Source organism: Amycolatopsis sp. CA-230715 (assembly GCF_018736145.1).
In the GTDB taxonomy this organism is placed as follows: Bacteria; Actinomycetota; Actinomycetes; order Mycobacteriales; family Pseudonocardiaceae; genus Amycolatopsis.
In genome coordinates this window covers 5,543,898-5,563,154 of sequence record NZ_CP059997.1, presented here as the reverse complement: position 1 = coordinate 5,563,154, position 19,257 = coordinate 5,543,898, and the positions used below count along the sequence as shown (strand labels likewise).

The 19,257-nt window shown below is 69.3% G+C and carries 12 protein-coding genes; 6 read left to right on the top strand and 6 right to left on the bottom strand.

Annotated elements, in window-relative coordinates; translation table 11 throughout:
- Positions 1 to 20: 20 nt before the first annotated feature.
- Both HUW46_RS26695 and HUW46_RS26690 read right to left on the bottom strand, forming a co-directional pair.
- Entirely contained in the window at positions 21 to 1,232 is a 1,212-nt protein-coding gene (locus HUW46_RS26695) for a hypothetical protein (RefSeq protein ID WP_254124935.1), read from the bottom strand.
- A 14-nt stretch (positions 1,233 to 1,246) separates the two neighbouring features.
- A complete protein-coding gene (locus HUW46_RS26690) occupies positions 1,247 to 2,692 on the bottom strand; it encodes an IS1096 element passenger TnpR family protein (protein ID WP_215541550.1) in 1,446 nt (481 codons plus the stop codon).
- Between the two features lie 78 nt (positions 2,693 to 2,770).
- Here HUW46_RS26690 and HUW46_RS26685 point away from each other — a divergent pair, with 78 nt between their 5' ends.
- The gene (locus tag HUW46_RS26685; RefSeq protein ID WP_215541549.1) at positions 2,771 to 3,370 is read left to right on the top strand and encodes a DUF7711 family protein; all 600 of its coding nucleotides are present in this window, start codon (positions 2,771 to 2,773) and stop codon (positions 3,368 to 3,370) included.
- Between the two features lie 206 nt (positions 3,371 to 3,576).
- Positions 3,577 to 4,479, top strand: a complete 903-nt coding sequence (locus tag HUW46_RS26680; protein ID WP_215541548.1) for a hypothetical protein — start codon at positions 3,577 to 3,579, stop codon at positions 4,477 to 4,479.
- Positions 4,480 to 4,560: 81 nt separating this feature from the next.
- On the opposite strand, the gene HUW46_RS26675 is transcribed toward HUW46_RS26680, so the two are convergent.
- Positions 4,561 to 5,355, bottom strand: coding sequence for an SWIM zinc finger family protein (locus HUW46_RS26675; RefSeq protein WP_215541547.1), 795 nt, complete (start codon positions 5,353 to 5,355; stop codon positions 4,561 to 4,563).
- A gap of 368 nt (positions 5,356 to 5,723) precedes the next feature.
- Positions 5,724 to 8,729 (bottom strand): DEAD/DEAH box helicase, encoded by a 3,006-nt coding sequence (locus tag HUW46_RS26670; RefSeq protein WP_215541546.1) that lies wholly within the window; start codon positions 8,727 to 8,729, stop codon positions 5,724 to 5,726.
- Positions 8,730 to 8,832: 103 nt separating this feature from the next.
- Here HUW46_RS26670 and HUW46_RS26665 point away from each other — a divergent pair, with 103 nt between their 5' ends.
- The 4 genes from HUW46_RS26665 to HUW46_RS26650 all read left to right on the top strand — a co-directional run bounded on the left by HUW46_RS26665 (position 8,833) and on the right by HUW46_RS26650 (position 16,911).
- A complete protein-coding gene (locus HUW46_RS26665) occupies positions 8,833 to 10,023 on the top strand; it encodes a TIGR02679 family protein (protein WP_215541545.1) in 1,191 nt (396 codons plus the stop codon).
- A gap of 65 nt (positions 10,024 to 10,088) precedes the next feature.
- On the top strand, positions 10,089 to 11,627 hold the full coding sequence (locus HUW46_RS26660) for a TIGR02677 family protein (RefSeq protein ID WP_215541544.1): 1,539 nt from the start codon (positions 10,089 to 10,091) through the stop codon (positions 11,625 to 11,627).
- The gene (locus tag HUW46_RS26655; protein WP_215541543.1) at positions 11,624 to 12,862 is read left to right on the top strand and encodes a TIGR02678 family protein; all 1,239 of its coding nucleotides are present in this window, start codon (positions 11,624 to 11,626) and stop codon (positions 12,860 to 12,862) included. The genes HUW46_RS26660 and HUW46_RS26655 overlap by 4 nt, the downstream gene beginning before the upstream one ends.
- On the top strand, positions 12,859 to 16,911 hold the full coding sequence (locus tag HUW46_RS26650) for a TIGR02680 family protein (protein ID WP_215541542.1): 4,053 nt from the start codon (positions 12,859 to 12,861) through the stop codon (positions 16,909 to 16,911). The genes HUW46_RS26655 and HUW46_RS26650 overlap by 4 nt, the downstream gene beginning before the upstream one ends.
- Here the strand turns inward: HUW46_RS26650 and HUW46_RS26645 are convergent.
- Both HUW46_RS26645 and HUW46_RS26640 read right to left on the bottom strand, forming a co-directional pair.
- A complete protein-coding gene (locus HUW46_RS26645) occupies positions 16,904 to 17,911 on the bottom strand; it encodes an alpha/beta hydrolase (protein ID WP_254124934.1) in 1,008 nt (335 codons plus the stop codon). The two genes, HUW46_RS26650 and HUW46_RS26645, sit on opposite strands and share 8 nt — an antisense overlap.
- Positions 17,912 to 17,918: 7 nt before the next feature.
- Positions 17,919 to 19,238 (bottom strand): cytochrome P450, encoded by a 1,320-nt coding sequence (locus tag HUW46_RS26640; protein ID WP_215541541.1) that lies wholly within the window; start codon positions 19,236 to 19,238, stop codon positions 17,919 to 17,921.
- Positions 19,239 to 19,257 lie beyond the last annotated feature (19 nt).

Below are 19,257 nucleotides of genomic sequence, written 5' to 3'. Positions count from 1 at the left end.
CGTCTGGCAGTCGTAGGGCTTCACAGCCCGGCGTGGTCGAAGCGTTCTTGCAGGCTTGGCTTGCGGCGGTGCGCTTCGCGTAGGCGTTCGACGCGTTCGGTGAACTTCTTGGTGTCCCCGGTTCGGGCGTTGGCGGACTTGAGGTCGGAGAGCAGGGCGACCGCGGCGTCGTAGTTGTCCTGGCGCTTGGTTTCGATCAGGGCGTCCACCTGGCGCCATGCTTTCTCACCCGCCGCGGCGACCTCGTCGATGCGTCGCTCACGTTCTTCCGCTTGTTCGCGCTTGCGCCGCTCGCGCTTCTCCGCGGCGAGACGGGCGGCTTGGCGCTGGCGTTCGGCTTGGCGGGCCTCGGCGGCGTCCAAGAGGTCGCCGACCGTGCGCGAACCAGTTTCCGGGGCGTCCGCGAACTGGCGGCGATAGCGTCGCCGCACTTCGGCGGCGACGTGCGGATCGCCGGTGACCGCTCGGACCAAGAGCGCGTCCTTCTCCTTCTGCGGCAAGCGTTTCACGAACGCGGCGAGATCGATGTCCGGTTCGCTTGGCTGGGCGCTGGACTGTGCGGCGACCGCCAGCAGGTCTTCGTCGATCCGGAGGAAGTCGGCCAGCGCGCGCAGTGGGCCGGTCAGAGTAGCGAGGCCAGGTGGGATCGGTGGCTCTAGATGGTCCAGATCGAGGTCGGTTTGCGCGGCCAGTAGCCAGGCGAGGTACAGAGCGCGATGGTCGCCGCCGACGAGGTCGGTGCGCGCCGGGATCAGTTCGCCGAGCCGGATCTCGTCGCTTTCATCCCAGTCTCCTTCTTCGTTTTCGGAGTGGAGATCGAGGATGAGGTTGTCGCTATGTCGCCGTACGGAAGCGACGTCGCTGCAGCAGTAGCGTTCGGCGAGGTCGAGGTCGAGGAGCTGCTCGGGGATCCTGAGCGTGAGCTGGTGGGTTCCCCAATTGGCGATGTAGAGGAACGCGTCGAAGTAGCGCTCCACCATGGTCGCCGGGTTACCGCCGAAACTGCCGAAGTGGTACTCGTTGACGAAGCTCGTCGCGGTGATTTCAGCGCGTGTGGACAGCGCTCGAAGTTCTGCTTGCTGCTGGTCGTCGAGATACTCGTCGACGGCGAAGAATTCGTAGTACTGGTATTCGCTCATGGGGCGGCTCCCGCGAGGGTAGGGTCGGCTACTGTGAGCGACGAACCGGCTCAGACTACCGAGGGGCTGGATCGTCCGTCCGCATCCTGGCAAGACAACAGGTAGGTTCAGTCCGGTGGCCAGTGCCAGTCGGGGCGGGCTGTCGCGGGGAAGGGGTCGGCGCCGAGGAAGTGGCGGTAGGCCGCGTGCACCCATGCCGCGGTCGTGTCGGGCGGGAAGCAGACGTCGGTCAGGGTTATTTCACCCGTGCCGTGGGAGTTCTGACATACGGCGAACGGCCCGCGTAGCAAATCCTCGTAGCGGAGTTCCAGCACCGTGACCGGATGTCCGAGCACACTGGCTTCCGCGGGAAACGTGAGTACGTCGTCGAGGACGGTGAGGAACGAGCCGATCTGTTCCTCCTCGCCGTAGGCGTCGACGACGATCTGCTCGATCACGGCGTCGAAGGGCGCATCTTCTTCGACCGGGATCGAGCTGAGACGGCGATTGATGTCGGCTTGGTCGAACGGGATCGTGCGGTGGTCGGAGTCCTCGACGGGCACGGGTCCCTTGCCTGCTATGCAGAGGGGGTAGGTGAGCGCTTCGTCGATGTCGAGCGTTCGTTCCAATTGGATGTCGTGGCGCCAGTTGTCGCCGAAGTCGTAGGTGTAGCTGATGCGCTGGCGAGCGCGCGTGAATGCTTCGCCGACCGTGGTTTCGTACTCGTCGCTCCTGTCGAAAGCGGGGTCGCCGTAGTGCCGGGTGCCTACCGTGAAGCCGTGCAGGTGGTCGTTGTCCCAGCGCAGGGCGGCCTGGAGCACCCAGTGCAACTCGCCGAGGGTCGTGGTCGATGGGACGAGAACGCGCCGCCAGCAGGCCGGGCTCACGTCCATCAGCGTGATCTTGAGCTGGCAGACGCGGCCGGGGGCCACATAAGGCTCCTTCGCGACGAGGTCGTCACCGCGGCGGACGAATTCGGCAAGAGCCCATTTGCCGAGTTCGCTGAGCTTCCACGGGCCGGCGGTCACGCCGAATTCGGCGAGCAGCTCGGTCAGCTGCGGTGCGGCCGATTCCTCGTATGCCATCGAGGACCACAGCCGCCCAACGTCAAGGTGGTAGTCCGTACGAAGGTCGTGCCAGACGCGATGAGCCAGCTCCTCGAAGGTCTTGACCCTGCCGGACGCGAGCGCGGTCAGCACGGCACGGCCGACGTGCAAGGCGGCCACGCCTTCCTCGTCGTCGAAGTTCGCGGCGAGCGCGGCGGTGAACGCGGTCAGCCACGTTTCCGGGATGAACTCCTGCGGCGCACCAGCTTTCGCTGCGTCCATTTCGAGCGAGATCAGGTCCGTCGCGATGGCGGCCGACCACAGACGGTGCCAGCGAGGTACGTCCGCGGCCGAGCGGAACTTCGCCGGGATCGGCACACCGGTGGCTTCGCTCGCGCGCCGGAGTTCGGCCGGGCGTAGCACCCCCTTGGGGGTCACCGGTTTGCCGTCGCCAACCCAGGCCACGATCCGGTGGATCTGGTCGACGGCCTCGCAGCTCCGGGCAAGCTTCGTCACGGCGGTGGTCACGGCACCACCGTACGAGGAAGGAAGACGTCACTGGGCACCCGGCTCGACGGCGGGTCGCCGGTGGATGACGATGGGCGCATGAAGTGGCAAACGGTGATCAAGAAGTTGCGGGTGCTGGCCGAGGCGTGCGAGACGACGAAGCGGCCGCCGTCGGAGGAGCCGTTTCTCCTTGAGGCGTATGTGTTCGGCGAGGTGGTGGAGGGTGTTGAGCCGGTGGACTGGGTGGAGGTCACGTTCGTGCTGAACCTTCCGGCGGCGGAGGTTCCCTGGGCGTCGACGCCGCGCGGGACGGCTTGGCTGGTCGATGTGCTGCGGCTGGACAAAGGTGGGTTCGGGTACTCGTGGCGGTCGAAGGAGGGGCCGGTCGGGAACCATCACATCCGCGGGCCGGTGCGGTTCTGGTCTGTGGACGGCCCGGACGAAGAGGTGCTGCGGGCGTTGGCGGAGCGCCGGTTCGACGATCTTCCGCGGTCGGTGCCGGAGCCGGGCGAGGTACGGCGGCAGGCGGCCGAGGAGCTTCGCGCGTCGCTCGCACAGTTGCGCGAGATGCGCGACGGGTACTGGGAGCGCGAGTGGCGGCGGGAGCACCGCGGGCTCGGGCGGTATCCGGAGAACTACCTGTGGGAAGCGGTCGACGGGTACCTCGACCTGCTCGACGCGGCGGGCGATCAGCACTGACCATCGGCTTTTCGATCACCGCTAACCCACTTGGGACGTGCGGTCGGGCGACAGGTTGCGTCGGGTGGCGAACTTTGCCCGGGTAGCCAGTGGCGGGCAGAAGTTGGTGCAACTTTGGGCTTTGGCGGTCATTTGTGGCAACTCCGGACGGGTCGGGGCGTCTTTCCCAGCAGAGATTCACCACAGACTCGATTGGGGTTAAGAAAATGGGTTCCACCACGATGAAGTCGATGAAGGTCGCGCTGGTCGGCGGGGCTGTCGCGGCGGCCGCATTGCTTTCCGCGTGCAGTGGAAATGGCGCTGCGGGAAACAATTCCGCGGCTCCGGTGAAGAATGTCGCGGACACGGCGGCGTTCAAGGGGACGACCCAGGGGAATCACGCTCCGGCCAAGGGAAATGCCGCCAACAAGGCCGGCGGCACGACGAACGACGACGTCAACTGCAGCGACCTCGGCGGCAAGGTCGGTCTTCCCGGTGGGCCGCAGGTGGACCTGCTCGCGGTCGCGTCCCCGGACGGCACGACCGGGTGCACCGAGGCGTTCAACGTCATCACCGAGTACTACGAGAAGGTGCCGACGGAGGGTGAAGGGCCCGGTCAGAAGGTCATCGACATCACGGGCGGCTGGGACTGCGCCAAGGCGGAGGAGCCCGCGGGCAGCCAGGGCGCCGTGTACTGCGGCAAGGGCGCCACCGCGCTCCGCATCGAGACCAAGCCGAGCCAGAACTCCTCGCCGGCGAGCCCGCCCAAGCTCCGGTTCCCGAACACCACGCAGACCGTGCAGTTCGCCGGTTTCGACAACTCCACCAACATGGCCCAGTTCAAGCTGATGAAGTGGAAGTCGGGCGGCCCGGACGGCGGCCACTACGTGGAGGTCCCCGGCGACACCAAGACCTACCGCCTGCCGCTGCACGAGCACGGTGAGGTGTACAGCGCGGCCACGATCTGCTCGAACGACAGCGTCACCGTGGACGACCGGGGCTTCGGCACCACGCCGTGCACCCCGGAGCAGCTGACGGAAGCGCTGTCCGGCGGCAACCCGGTGCTCGCCCAGATCCACGTCGACGGTGACGACCGCATCGCCACGGTGAAGGAGATCTACCACCCGTGACGGGTGGCCCCAGAGGGTTGGGAAACAGGGTGGATCGAGTGCGGCGGCCGGGAGATTTCTCCGGCCGCCGCGCTCGTTTGTTCAGCGCGCGGTGTCGCCGAGGGCTTGGTAGGCGGGGCGCAGCAGGTCGGGGAGGGTGAGGCCGCGCAGGGTGAGGGTGGTTTCGGGGAGTTGGTCCAGCAGGGCCGCGGGCTCGCTGGCTGGTGCGGTGCCGGTGGGAAGATCGGCTTGCAGGCCGTAGAAGGCGGCTGGCGTGTTCGGCAGGGTGGGGCCCGCGGGCGCGGTGTCGGCTCGGGCGGATCGCAGGTTGTCGAGGAGTTCGTCGCGGGTGCGGCCGCGCCAGGCGAGGATGGTGAAGGGATCTTCATCAAAGGTTTCGGCCAGCAGGTAGAAGGCGGCGGCCAGGTGTTTGCAGGGGACCTGGAAATCCGGGCAGGAGCAGTCCATGGACAGGTCGCGGGCGCCCGTCGGGAAGAGCGGAAGGCCGAGGTCGGTGAAGACGGTTTCGATGTCTTCGGGCATCTCGCCCGCGAGGAGTTTGGCCGCGTACCAAGCGTTGTCGGCCAGTGCGCGTTCGGCTTTCGCCCAATCGCGTTTGTCGAAGGCGGTGATGCCGATGCGGACCCGGTACGGGGTGGCCCGGCTACCTTGGACGCTCGCGGTCGCGGAACCCGCGGTGATGTCCAGGGAGATCACCTGGCCCCGGCGGGCGTAGTTGCGGCCGCGTTCGAGCCTGCCGCCCATGCCCATGTCTTCGAGCACCCCGACGAAGCGCTCTGACCACCAGGTTTGCGCGATCGCGCCTCGCTTGCTGCGCGCTTGGAGACCGCCGACCACCGCACGCGGACGAGTCTTGGGAAACCACGTGTCAGCCATCGACGGCTCCATCCAGCAGCCGGGTCATCACGATGTCGGTGCGCAGCCGATCGGGCATTGCACGCGTTGTCGCTGCGGCGAAGCAGGAACCCGTGAACCCGGGCACTGTCCGCGCGGCGGCCACCCGCACCGACCACGGCGCTCGGGCTATCACAGTGCGCCAGCCGTACGGTAGTCCGGTCACCGCTCGATCAGCGCCCGGCCGACCACACATCGACACTTCCCGAGGACCGGTACCAGCAAACCCGGAAACACAGCGCGCTCCAGCCAGCCGCGGCGACCACGGCGCTTGAGCGATCGCGCCCCGCTCGCTGCGGGTCTGCGGGCCACCCGCGACTGCACGCGGACGGGTTTTCGGGGAGCAGGTGCTAGTCATCGACGGCTCCGTCGGTGAGGTCGAAGACGGCTCGGAGGTCTGATGTGGACAGTTCGGTCAGCCAGCTTTCGCCGTCGGAGATGACGAGGTCGGCTAGGGCCTTCTTCTCCTCGATCATGTCGTCGATCTTTTCTTCGAGGGTGCCGGTGCAGACGAACTTGCGGACCTGCACGGTGCGTTGCTGGCCGATCCGGAAGGCACGGTCGGTGGCTTGGTTTTCCACGGCGGGGTTCCACCAGCGGTCGAGGTGGATCACGTGGTTCGCGGCGGTGAGGTTCAGGCCGGTGCCGCCCGCTTTCAGGGACAGCAGGAAGATCGGCGGGCCGTCGTCCGCGGAGAAGGCGGTGACCAGGTCGTCGCGGCGCTTCTTCGAGGTGCCGCCGTGCAGGTAGGCGATATCGGTGCCGAAGCGCGCGGACAGATGCGGCAGCAGCAGTTCGGCAAACTCGGTGAACTGGGTGAAGCAGAGCACCTTGTCGCCCTCGGCGATGATCTCGTCGAGGATCTCCTCCAGCCGGATCACCTTCCCCGAGCGCCTGCCGATCAGCGAGCGGTCGTGCAACAGCTGCGCGGGGTGGTTGCAGACCTGTTTCAGCTTGGTCATCGCGGCGAGCACATTGCCGCGGCGTTCGATCCCTTCGGAGTTCTCGATCTTGTCCATCATGTCGTCCACAACGGACTGATAGAGCGAGGCCTGCTCGGTGGTGAGGCGGCAGTACTGCTTGACCTCGATCTTCTCCGGCAGGTCGTCGATGATCGCGGGATCGGTTTTCAAGCGCCGCAACAGGTACGGCTTGGTGATCTTCCGCAGGCGTTCGACCGGCTCGGTCCGGCCGTGCCGCTCGACCGGCACGGCGTAGCGCGTGCGGAACAGCTCGGGTGAGCCGAGCATGCCCGGGTTGGCGAAGTCCATCACGGACCACAGCTCGGCCAGCCGGTTTTCCATCGGCGTGCCGGTCAACGCGACGCGATGCCCCGCGCGCAGCCGCCGCACCGCCTTCGACGAACGCGAGGCGCTGTTCTTGATCGCCTGCGCCTCGTCGAGGACCACGCGGCGCCATTCGCGGTCCGCCAGTTCCTCGATGTCACGGGTGGCCGTGGCGTAGGTGGTGACCACCAGGTCCGTGGCGTCCAGCTGGTCCGCCAGTTCGTCGCCGTGCGGGCGCCCGCTGCCGTGGTGCGCGTAGACCCGCAGGCCTGGCGCGAACTTCGCGGCTTCCCGCTGCCAGTTCCCCACCAGGGACATCGGGCAGATCAACAGCGTGGGCCCGGCATCCGGCTCCTCCGCGCGGTGCGCCGCTTCCAGCGCGAGCAACTGCACGGTCTTGCCGAGCCCCATGTCGTCCGCGAGGCAGGCGCCGAGGCCGAGCGAGGACAGGAAAGCCAGCCAGGACAACCCGCGCTGCTGGTATGGACGCAAGGTCGCCGTGAAGTCGTCGGGGGTCGGCACCGCGCTCAAGGATTTTTCGGCGGTGCCGTCGAGGAGGTCGCCGAGCCAGCCGTCGGCACGCACGTCCGCCACTGGGAGCGGGATGTCGAGGTCGTCGGGGTGACTCGCGGCGAGTGCCAGCACTTCGGCGGCGGTCATCTTCGGCTTCGGTTTGCGCTTCAGGAATTCGAGGCCGCGCCGGAGCTGCTCGGGATCGACGGTCACCCACTGCCCGCGCAACCGGATCAGCGGCGCCTTGGTGCCCGCGAGCGAGGCGATCTCCTCGTCGGTGAGCGCCTCGTCGTCGCCGACGGCCAACTGCCAGCGGAACTCCACGAGCTGCTTCTCCCCGAACTTGCTCGCCTTCTGCACCACACCCGCGACCGGTGTGTGCGCGGACGCGGTGAGCGCCAGTTCGCGGCGACGGTTCCACCAGGACGGCAGCAGGACGCCGAAACCCGCTTCGTCCAGCCGGGGCGCTGCCACCGAAAGGAAGTGGTAGGCGCCGTCGGCGTCCAGGTCGAGTGCACACGGGCGCGCTTGGCGAAGTCCCGGCGCAAGCTGCGGGTAGACGCGGCTCGCCCGGCCCAGCTCCGCGAGCAGCAGTTCCTGCGGACGAGCGAGCCATCGGCGGAGGGCGCCCTCGTCGTCCCACGCGTGTCCGGCCGGGACCAGCAGGCTCGGATCCTCCGCGGACTGCAGCAGGAACTCCAGCCGCCAGCCGGGCGGGGAGTCGTCTTCGGACGGGACTTCCGTGAGGCGGAACGTCGCGCGCGCCGGTCCGGTCCGCTCGGCGCCGATCTCATCCCACGGCCGCAGCGCCTCGGCGAGGGAACCGACATCATCGGCGTCGAATCGGCCGTCCGGGGCGGACAACGCGGTCAGCCACGCCTCGGCCGCGGGCACCCGCTGGGGACGGCGGCCGCGGCGCGGCGGAGCCAGCTCCGGCAGAAGAGCTTCCCTGACCACCGCATCGGCCAACGCCTGCAGGGCAGCGGTGACCAGCTCGTGCGGCTCGGCGCCGGACGCGGCCCGGCACACCGGGGGCATCGCGGCGGCGAACTCCTGCGCGGTGAGGACGTCGCGGCCCTGCAGCACCGGACGCCACTTCGCGGTGGCACCGAGATCGTCGAGTTCGAGCGCGGGCAGTACACGGCCGCGAGCGACGAGCCCGCGCGCGAACGCGGCGAGTTCCGCGAAGTAGGCCCAGGACGCGCTGTGCCGCATGACGGTGCGCACGGTCAACGCTGTCGCGGCCGCCGCGGCGTCGAGCACGACGACGGGAACGGTCCACGGCGACAACACGGGTTCCGACCGCGCGGGTGGACGCGGCGCGATCCGGATCAGTTCCGGCGAATCGAGCGGGGAAGTCCGCGACGACGGCAGCAGCAGGGTGAACTCGTCCACCTTGCCCGAGATCATTCCGGCGAGTTCGGCCGCGGGTACGGCGAACGGGTGCGGCCGCGCCGAGCGCGCGGCCCGGCTCCGGCTCGTCACCGGGTACTCGGAATCCTCGGCCCACAGGCACAAACCGCCGTCGACCGCCCAGAACGCGTGCAGGACCAGCACGTGGCGCCACCTCCCCTCTCGATCGCTGTCGAGGTTAGACGGGGGCGCGCACGGTTCGCGCACGACGGACCGTGCGAGGACCGAAACCTATGATGTGCGCATTGTGGAATGGGAAGATCGGTTCTCCTCGGCACTGGCTCCGTTGTGGCAGGCGGTGCACGCCAGGCTGTCGACGGGGCGCCCGGTGAGCCGGGTGCGCGTCGGGCCGCTCGACGCCGCGCAGCGCGCCGCGATCGCCGATCTCCTCGGCGCCCAGCGGCTGCCGCCCGAGCAGGCGGACATCTCGCTTTCCCAGCTGGAGCAAGCAGTTCACGAGGTGACCGGGCTCGGGGTGCGCGAGGTCGTGACGAGCCTCGTCGGTCCGATCGGTGATCGCGCGGGCGAAAGAAGAAGAGCCGCGGCGGAACGGGCGGAACTCTGGGCTTGGCTCGCGGCGCATCCGGTGGTCACGGCGCAGCCCGCGCTGGTGGACTGGGCCGACGCCGTGCGTCGCGGCGGGCTCGTCGACAGGTCGGTGGCACGGACGAAGGCGGAACTCGAGCGGGTGCTGCGGGTGCTCGGCGAACTTCCCGCGGCCGGAGTCCCGCTGCCGGTGTTCGCCGACGCGGTGCTCGGCGAGACGCACGCGCTGGACGACGGGCGGTGCGCGAACCTCGTCGTCAAGGCGCTGGCGGCGATCTACGACGTCGAACCGCCGGTGGACGCGTCGGAGCGCCGCGCATTGTGGGACCGGGCGGGGATCGCGGACGACGAGTTGTCCTCGACCGTCCTCGCCGCGGGCTTGCGGCCTTCGGGCGAGGATGTCGTCAGTACCGTCCTGCGGCTGGCCACGGACGCGGGAAACGCGGCAGCGCTCACGTTGCAGCAGCTCAGGGGCGTTGTCGCACTGGACGCGCCGTCCGAGGTGTGGATCTTCGAGAACCCGAGCGTGCTCGCGCTGGCGCTCGACCGGTTCGGCGCGAGCTGCCCGCCGATGGCCTGCACGTCCGGCTGGCCGAGCAGCGCGGGGATCCTACTGCTCAAGCTGTTGAAGGACGCGGGAGCGACGCTGTACTACCACGGTGACTTCGACGGGGAGGGTCTGCGGATCGCGGCGAACGTCGTCGCCAGGACGGGCGCGGTGCCGTGGCGGATGACGACCGGCGACTACCTCGCGGCGGTCGCGGACGGCCCGCCGGTCGGCAGGGTCACCCCGGTCCCGTGGGATTCCGAACTCGCCGAACACCTGGTCAGGGTGGGAAAAACGGTTCCAGAGGAGCGGGTCGCGCGAATCCTGTTCGAGCACATCGGCTGAGGAACTGTCGGGGGCATCGCCTACCGTGGGCTTCGACCACACGAACCCGTGTGCGGGGAGGCAGCATGGGCCCGATCCGTGTCCCGCCCGAGATGTTCCGCTTCACCAGCGGAGACCGGGCCGGGCTGTATGTTTCGGTCCTGCACGCCTTCGGCGAGGCCAACGAGCGGCTGGAAACGGCGCTGGGCCTCGACGACGTCCGCGCGCGGCTCCGGTCGGTCGGCTGGCTCGACGCGATCGAGGACGAGGATCTGGTGTCGGCGCTGGAAAGCCTGCGCGACTGGAACCTCGTCGACGTCACGCAGAACCATTCCGAGAACTACCGGACGGCGAGCGAATACGAACGGCGCAACCTGCAGTATTCCCTTACCCGCCAAGGCGAAGCCGCGTTCGCGGGGGTCGTGCACGCGATGGGAGTGCTCGCCTCCACCGGCGCGCTGCAGACGGCCGTGCTCGACGCGATCTCCGACCGGCTCGGTGATCTCGTCCGGGAGCTGGACGGCGGCACCGATCGGCGCGTCTTCAGCGCGCTGACCGAGCTGGAAGGCCACCTGGAAGCCTTGCGCGGCAACACAAAGCAGTTCAACGGCGAATTGCAGCGGCTGCTCAGGGCGGACGGCGCGAACCTGACCACCTTCCACGAGGTCAAGGCGTCCACCGTCGCCTACCTCCAGGAGTTCCTGACCGATCTGGAACACCGCACGCACGCCATCGCGGAGCGGATACGCCAGGTCGAGGCGCACGGGGTCGGGCTGATGCACCAGCGGGCGCTGCTCGGCGCCGATCTCCCCCGGCTCACCGGTGACGATCCCGGCCCGGAGTGGCTCGGCCACCGCAGGGCGCGCTGGGACGGCCTGCGGGCGTGGTTCCTGCCCGTGGACGGGTCGCCGCCGCGGTCCGAGCAGCTCCACCTGGTGGCGCGGCGGGCGATCATCACCCTGCTCCAGGTGCTCGACCGGATCACCGAATCGCGGCGGCGCTCCAGCAGCGCGGTGGCCGATTTCCGGGAGCTGGCGCGCTGGTTCGCGGTGGTTCCCGCGCAGGACGATCTGCACCGGCTGTGGTCGACGGTGTTCGGGCTGAGCTCGTCCCGCCACGCGCACCTCGCCCATCCCGACCCGGAACTGGTGAGCTCCACCTCGCCGTGGCGGGACGCGCCGCCAGTGGAGGTGTCGCCGTTGCTGCGGACAGCGGGGAAAACGGAGCGCTTCAGCAAGACCGGACGGGTTCGCGATGTCGCGGCGATCCGGGCGGCGAGGGCCGACCAAGCGCGCGCCGAGCGAGCGGAGCTGGAGGCCGCGTGGGACATGCTCGACACCGGCGGAGCGATCCGCCTCTCCCGGTTCGCCGAGCTGGACCACGCCGTGTTCGAACGACTGCTGGACCTGCTCGGCAGGGCGCTGGGCACCGCGCCGGGCCACGGCGGGCTTCGCCGGGGCACCACCTCGGACGGGCGGATCGAGATCCTCCTGCGGCCGCCGCGGGACGGGGCGATCGCGCACGTGACCACTCCGCGGGGGCAGTTCCACGGCCCCGACTACGAGATCGAGATCAGCGCCGCCGGGGCGCCCCGGCGAAGGCGTGCGAGCGGAGAGCGATCATGAGCCAGCTCGCCAACCAGCTCGTGACGGCCGAGCGGGAAGAGGTGGCCGGTGGCATCCGCCAGCTCCTGGCCACCCCGTTGATCACCGAACGAAGCCTGCCGGAGGCGTTCGACCTGATCCGCCGCCGTCGTGAACCGATCCGGCAGTGGTTCGACTACTACTGCGGCTGGACGCTCACGGTCGAGCCCCGCCTCGGGTACGCGCGCCTGGTGAAGGTCCGCGCGGCCGCGGATCCCGGGCGGCCGGCGCGGCGGCTCCGCTCGGGGCGCGCGCCGTTCGACCGCAGGCGGTACGTGCTGCTGTGCGTCGTGGCGGCCGAGCTGCTCGCGGTGCCGGTCACCACCATCGGGCTGCTCGCGGACAGGGTCAGCAGGGCGACCGGCGCGGACGAGGTCGTCGGTGTGTTCGACGCCGCGCACCGCGGCGAGCGGATGGCGTTCGTCGACGTCCTTCGCCTGCTGGAATCGTTCGGCGTGGTCGAAGTCGTCGACGGCAGCACGGAGTCCTTTGTGGAATCCAGCTCGGCCAAGGTGCTGTACCGGGTCGACGCGACCCTCCTCCTGCGGCTGCTGGCCGCGCCGATCGGGCCGTCCCAGCTCGCCGTTCCCGCCGACGAGGTCGCGCTCCGCTTCGAAGAACTGCTGGCCGCCGTGTCGCGTGAGCGTCGCTACGGCGAGGCATCCGGCGCGCACAGCGATCAGGCGCCCCGCTCGGACGTGCAGCGGAACCTGTGGCTCCGGCATTCGGTTTTCCGTCGCGTGGTGGACGATCCGGTGCTCTACTTCGACGAGCTGACCGCCGACGAACGCGCCTACCTCGCCTCGCCGACCGGGCGCCAGCTCCTCCGCAAAGCCGCCGAGCAGGGCGGTTTCGTGCTGGAAGAGCGCGCGGAGGGCGTGCTGTTCGTCGACGTCGACGGAATCGCCACGGACACCAGGTTCCCCGACGACGCGGGCAACGCCAAGGTCGCCGCGCTCCTGCTGCTGGATTCGATGACCGGTCCAGTCACCGTCGAGCAGTTGCGGATCACCGCCACCGAACTGCTCGACCGCTTTCCCCGCTGGGCCAAGAGCTACCGCGGCGAGGACGGCGTCGCGCAGCTCACCTCGGACGCGCTGGGCGTGCTGGTCGCGTTCGGGCTGGCGCGGGTGAGCGGCGGGCTCGTCAGACCGTTACCCGCCGCCGCGCGGTACGCGGTGAGCGGCACCCGTAGCTCGGAGGAGGGCTCGTCATGACGGTGACCGAACTGCCCCGCCCGGCGGCCGGGACGCCGGAGGCGCACCCGCGGCGATGGGTGCCCACCCGCGCCGGGGTCCTCAACGTCTGGCGCTACTACGACGAGGTCTTCGAGTTCCACGACGGCCGCCTCCTGCTGCGCGGCCCGAACGGAAGCGGCAAGTCGAAGGCACTGGAGCTGCTGCTGCCCTTCCTCTTCGACGCGAGCCTGCGGGCGAACCGGCTTTCGACCTTCGGCACCGGCGAACGCACGATGCACTGGAACCTGATGGGCGAGGGCGCCACGGGAACCACCCGGGTCGGGTACGTGTGGCTGGAATTCCGATTCCCCGACGATCCAGAGCGGTGGTTCACCTGCGGTGCCCGGTTGCAGGCGAGCACGCACACCACGACCGTGCACCCCGACTACTTCACCACGGACCTGCGCATCGGCAAGCTCGACGGGCTCGCGCTGGTCAACGACGCCGGGCAACCGCTGACGAGGAGCGCGCTGGAGGAACGGCTCGGTTCGCGGGGAACCGTGCACGGCAACGCGAGCGACTACCGCGCCGAGGTCAGGGCCACGCTGTTCCCCACGTTGAACGAGCAGCGGTTCGACGCGTTGATCACCGCGCTTCTCCAGCTTCGCCAACCGAAGCTGTCACAGCGCCTGGACCCCGCCCTGCTCTCGTCGCTGCTTTCCCGCGCGCTTCCCCCGCTGGGGCACCAGGAAATCGCCGATCTCGCCGAGGGTTTCGAGCGGCTCGACGCCCAGCGGGAACGGCTGAGCGCGCTGGAAGAAGAGGTCGCCGCCACCCAAACCCTCGCCAAGCGACAGCGGACCTACGCCCAGCGCGTGCTCCGCGCGAGCGCGGCCGCGGTTGTGTCTGCGACCAGTGAACTGGACAAGCACGCGAAGGCCGCGCGGGAGTCCGCGGCGGAACACGAACGGGTCGCAACCGAGAAAGCAGAGGCAGAACGGCGCGCAAGAGAACTGGAAAGCGAACTCTCACAGGCCGAAGCGCGCAAGACGGGCCTGACCGAAAGCGAGGCGTACAAAAAGGGTCAGCAACTCGACCAGCTCCGTCAGCGGGTCGAAACGGCCGCGGAAAGGGCTGCCAAGGCGCGGAGCGACGCCGAGCGCAAGGCGACATCGGCGCGGGAAGACGAAGCACAACGGCTCGACGCCGAGCGGCTCGCGAATCGCCAGGAACAAGCGGTCCGCGACCACGAAACCGAAGCACGGCAGGCGGCGGCGCGGGCGGGCATGACGAGCGTGCACGCGGAGGTCGCCGCCGAGCTGGCGGCGGAATCCGGGCGGGACAAGGCATTGCTGCGCGCGGCGATCACGAGCCGGAACGACCAGCTGAACGCGGTCGGACGGGTGGTGGCCGAGCACGAGCGAGCCGTGGAGCGCCGCGGCGAAGCGGAGCACGAACTCGAACAGGCGCGGTCCGCCTTTTCCCAGGCACGACAACGGTGGGAAACCGCGACCAAGGATCGGGAAATCGCGCTCGACGAGTTGCGCACGGCGCTCTCCGACTGGGCGGCGCGCTGTCGCGAGCTGGTGTTCGCCGATCCGGACGAGCCGCTCGGCCACCTCGAATCGGAAGCCGAGCTGCTCGCCGTGATCGACGCGGCCGCCGCGCCGGTGCTGGAAGACATCACGCGACGCGAAACCGAGCACACCGCTGACCTGGAGAAAACGCGCGCGGATGCCGAGGAACTGACCGGAGAAGTGACCCGGCTCCGCACGGAATCAGACATCCCGCCGCCCGCGCCGCCGACGCGCACGGCGGACCGCGCCACGATGGACGGCGCGCCGCTGTGGCGGCTGGTCGATTTCGCCGCGAGCACACCGGAAAACGCGTACGGCGGCATCGAGGCGGCCCTGGAGTCGTCCGGTCTGCTGGACGCCTGGATCAGCCCGCACGGGCGGATCGACGGGCACGACACGTTCACCGACGTCGGCGCACTGAGCAAAGTGGACGGACACAACCTCGGCGACGTGCTCGTGCCCGAAGAAGGCGGCGCGGTCGAACCCGCGCTCGTACGCCGCCTGCTGGAAGCCGTAGCCTACGGTGACCGGCTGCCCGCGGGTGCCGCCGCGATCGGTTCGGACGGTTCGTGGCGCATGGGCGCGCTCGCCGGGAGCTGGCACAAGGACCACCCGTCCTACGTCGGCGCGACGGCTCGGCAGCGCGCGAGGGAACGCCGGATCCGGGAACTCGAAAGCCGGATCGCCGAATGCGGCGCGCGGATCAGCGTGCTCGAAGGCGAACTCGGCGCGCTGCGAACCCGTCGTGAAGTGCTGGCCGCCGAACGCGCCGCGCGGCCCGGTTACGCCGCGCTGTCCGCCGCCACCCGGGCACTGACCAAATCGGAGTCAGAGGTGGACAGTGCCGATTCGGTGGTCCGCCGACGTGCCGAGACCGTGTCGGATCGGGAACGGCTCGTCACGCGGTCGCTGCACGAGCTGACACGCCTCGCCGCGGAACACGGCGTTCCCACCGAGAGGTCAGCGCTCGCGACGTTGGCGGCAGCGATCACCCGCTTCCGGGACAACGCCGAAAACTGGCTGGACGAACACGGCAAGCTCCTCGCCGCCAAGCGCACGCTGACCGCGTTGACCGAGCAAGCCCGCCGCTCCGCGGAGCTGGCCGAGGAGCGCGCAGAACACGCCACGACGGCCGAAGGCGAACACCAGCAGCTCGTCGCGACGCTCGAAGCGGTGGACAGCACGTTCGGGGTGGACTACCGCGAAGTGCTCGCCGAAATCCAAGCACTGCGGGGAAAAATAAGCGAACTCGACGCGGAGCGCCGCACCACCGGTGACGCGATAATCGACCTGTCGGGGAAACTTGGGAAACTCGAAGGGAAGCGCGAAGCCGACGCGCGGGCGCACGACGCGGCCGCGGAGAACCGCGACGCCGCCGCGAACCGCTTCCGCCAGCTGGCAACCGGCGTGTTTCCCGCCGACAGCGGCCTGGACGACCTGGCGAAGTTCGAAGCGACGATCACCGCGGGCGAAGGGGTCCGGGCGGCGCTCGACGCGGCACGGATGGTCGCGGCGGCCTGGCCCGCCGTTCCCCACGCGCCGGGCAACCTCGGCGACGCGTTCCACCGGCTTTCCGAATCCGTGCACGCCTGCCGCGAGACGCTCAGCTCCCGTGCCGATCTCGACCTGGAGACCGACGAGGACGTGCAGGTGTTCACCGCCGTGGTGGACGGTGTCCGGGTCGGCGCCGCGGAACTGCTGACCATCCTGCGCACCGAAGCCGAGGAGAGCCGCCACGAAATCACCGAGCGGGAACGCGAACTGTTCGACCAGACGCTCACCGGCGACACCCGGCGGCACCTCGCCGCGCGGATCCGGCAGGCGACCGAACTGGTCGACGGGATGAACGCGCGCCTGGAGAAGGTGCGCACCGCGTCCAAGGTCGCGGTGCGGCTGGTCTGGCAGGTCGCGCCCGATCTGCCACCGGGCACGAAGGCCGCGCGCGACCTGCTGCTCAAGGATCCCGTCCGGCTGACCGACGCCGATCGCGAGTCGTTGCACCGGTTCTTCCGCGACCGGATCGAGCAGGCGAAGGCCGATGACACCGCGGCGAGCTGGGAGCAGCAGCTCGCGCAGGTCTTCGACTACACGGCGTGGCACCGGTTCGTGGTCAAGGTCGACCGCGCCAACGGCGAGGGCTGGCAGTTGCTGACCCGCAAGCTGCACGGTGCGCTCTCCGGCGGGGAAAAGGCGATCGCGCTGCACCTCCCGCTGTTCGCGGCGGTCGCCGCGCACTACCAGGCCGCCCCGGAGGCGCCGCGCGTCATCCTGCTCGACGAGGTCTTCGTCGGCGTGGACACCACCAACCGCGGCCAGGTGTTCGCGCTGCTGTCCGCGCTCGACCTCGACCTGATGCTGACCTCGGACCACGAGTGGTGCGTCTACGCCGAGCTGAGCGGGATCGGCATCCACCAGCTCATCACCGGTGCCGACGGGGACGAGGCGGTGACGACCGCGCGGTTCACCTGGGACGGCGCGGAACTGCTGCCCGCCGGAGATGAGGTCAGCTGAGCGTTCGCGTCCACTGGGTGACGACCTGCTCGTAGTCGTGGGCGTTCGGGGCGTAGTTGATGGAATGCCCGTAGTCCTGCAGGACGTAGGCCTGCAGGCGCGCGGCGTCCGAGAAGAACGGTGCCTCCGATGCCCGCAATGTCTCGGACGACGTGCAGTCGCTGCCGAGCGGCTGGCCGCAGAAGTGGGTGTCGCCCGCGCCGACGACGGTCAGCACCGGCACGTCGATGCGCTGGGTGAACGGGATGACGACGTTGGTCAGCGCGAGCGTGTCGACGGCTTCGGTCGCCGCGAACACGTCCTTTGTGGACTCGTCGGCGTCGATGGCACCCTGGACCAGGGGGCCGGGTTTGTGGAAGGCGTCGTAGCGGGTGCCGGGGCTCGTGGTCAGGTAGCCGACGTCGAGGCCGCGCGAGCCGAGCACCGGGTCGAGCGGGGCCGGGATCATGTTGGCCAGCACGGGAAGCACGGTGATGAAGTTCATCCGGTGCGTCATGTCGGTGACCAGCACGCCGTCGACGTCGTGGTACAGGCCCGCTTCGATCATGGCCATGGCGGAACCGATGGAATGGCCGCCGACGACGACCTTGTCGAACCGGGGCCGCACGGTTTTGATGACCTCGTGCGCGGCGCTCGCCTGCGCGGTTGCGGTGACCAAAGTGGACAGTGGCTTGGAACTGCGCCCGGTGCCGAGCCGGTCGACGGCGAGGGTGGCGATCCCGGCGTCGTTCATCGCCTTGCGGTACGAACGGGTGTCGGGCGTGTAGGCGATGTCCCAGTAGGAACTGTTGTACGTGCCGCCGGGGATCAGCACCTGCACCGTCGTCGCACCGGGCGGCGAGCACAGCCTCCCGTACATCGTCTGCGGCAAACCGAGCAGCGACACCGGGACGCGGAGGTCCTCGCAGGTGGTGTCCGCGGAAGCGGAACCGGCAGCGGAGACGAGGAAACCACCGAGGAAGAGCAGGACGACCGCGGAGAAGCGGCGGAACGAACGCACGGAAGGACTACCTTTCGGTTACGGTCATCGGCATTTCGGACGGGTAGGCGGCCGAGGTGAACTTCACCCGCACGGGCCGTCCCGGTACCGGGACCAGCCGCCAGTCCGCGAGCACGGTGGCCACGGTGATGACGATTTCGGTCTGGGCGAACACGTTCCCCATGCACTGGCGGGTGCCGCCGCCGAACGGGATGAAGGCCCCTTTCGGCACTTCGTCCGCGCCGCCGGGCGCCCAGCGGTCCGGGTCGAAGCGCTCGGGGTCCACATAGGACTCCGGGTCGTAGTGCAGCGCGTGCGGGCTGATGATCACTTCGGCGCCCTCCGGGAGCCGGACATCGCCGAGCTCGACCTCCTCGGTGGCGCGGCGCATCAGGATCCACACTGGGTACATCCGCAGCACCTCGTTGACCACCTGGTGGGTGTAGGTCAGCTTCCCGATGTCGTCGACGGTGAGCGGCCTGCCGTCGAGCACTTCGTCGATCTCGGCGCGAAGCCGCCGCTCCACTTCGGGATGGCGCGCGATCTCGTGGAAGATCCACGCCAGCGCGAGCGCGGTGGTTTCGATGCCCGCGGTGAGAAGCGTGAGCACCTCGTCGTAGGTCTGCCGGTCGGTCATCCGCTCGCCGGTTTCCTCGTCCTGCGCCAGCAGCAGCATCGAGAGGAGATCGCCGTGATCGGTGCCGTCGGCGCGCCAGCTCGCGATGACTTCGAGCACGATGGCCCGCATGCGGCCGATGGCTTCGTCGAACCGCCGGTTCCCCGGCACGGGCAGCTTTTCCACGAAGGACGGCGACAGCGCGCGGATCATGCCCTGCTTGATCACCACGAAGATGGACCGGCGGACCTCGGCGATCGCGCGCTTGCCCAGTTCGGTGGAGAACAGGGCCTCGCCGACGATGGTGACCGCGAGCCCCTGCATGTCCGCGGTGAGGTCGCGGACTTCTCCCCGCCGCCAGGTCCCGGTCAGCTCGCGCGCCGCCCGCACCATCGTCTCCGCGTACCGCGCGATCCGCTCGCGGTGGAACGCGGGCTGGATGAGCCTGCGCTGCCGCAGGTGGAACGCGCCGTTCGACAGGAGCAGCCCGTTTCCCAGGTAGGGCTGGAACTTGTCGAACATGGCGCCCTTGCGAAAACTGGACCCGTTCGTCACCAGCACGCGGTGGGTCAGCGCCGGGCTGGTGACGAAGTACGCCCGCATCGGGCCGAGGTAGACCTTGACTATCTCCCCGCTTTCCCGCAGCGACGCGGTGAATCCGGAACGCCGCCGCAACAGCGCGGGCGTGTGCCCGAGGACGGGCCAGCGGCCCCGCGCCACGGGAACGGACATGCGTCGCTCCTCGCCTACT

Excerpts from the sequence above, each read along its gene's own strand:
- HUW46_RS26685 (WP_215541549.1), top strand. The coding sequence starts at position 2,771 with ATGAAGTGGCAAACGGTGATCAAGAAGTTGCGGGTGCTGGCCGAGGCG.
- HUW46_RS26680 (WP_215541548.1), top strand. The coding sequence starts at position 3,577 with ATGGGTTCCACCACGATGAAGTCGATGAAGGTCGCGCTGGTCGGCGGG.
- HUW46_RS26675 (WP_215541547.1), bottom strand. The coding sequence starts at position 5,355 with ATGGCTGACACGTGGTTTCCCAAGACTCGTCCGCGTGCGGTGGTCGGC.
- HUW46_RS26660 (WP_215541544.1), top strand. The coding sequence starts at position 10,089 with ATGGGCCCGATCCGTGTCCCGCCCGAGATGTTCCGCTTCACCAGCGGA.
- HUW46_RS26655 (WP_215541543.1), top strand. The coding sequence starts at position 11,624 with ATGAGCCAGCTCGCCAACCAGCTCGTGACGGCCGAGCGGGAAGAGGTG.
- HUW46_RS26650 (WP_215541542.1), top strand. The coding sequence starts at position 12,859 with ATGACGGTGACCGAACTGCCCCGCCCGGCGGCCGGGACGCCGGAGGCG.
- HUW46_RS26640 (WP_215541541.1), bottom strand. The coding sequence starts at position 19,238 with ATGTCCGTTCCCGTGGCGCGGGGCCGCTGGCCCGTCCTCGGGCACACG.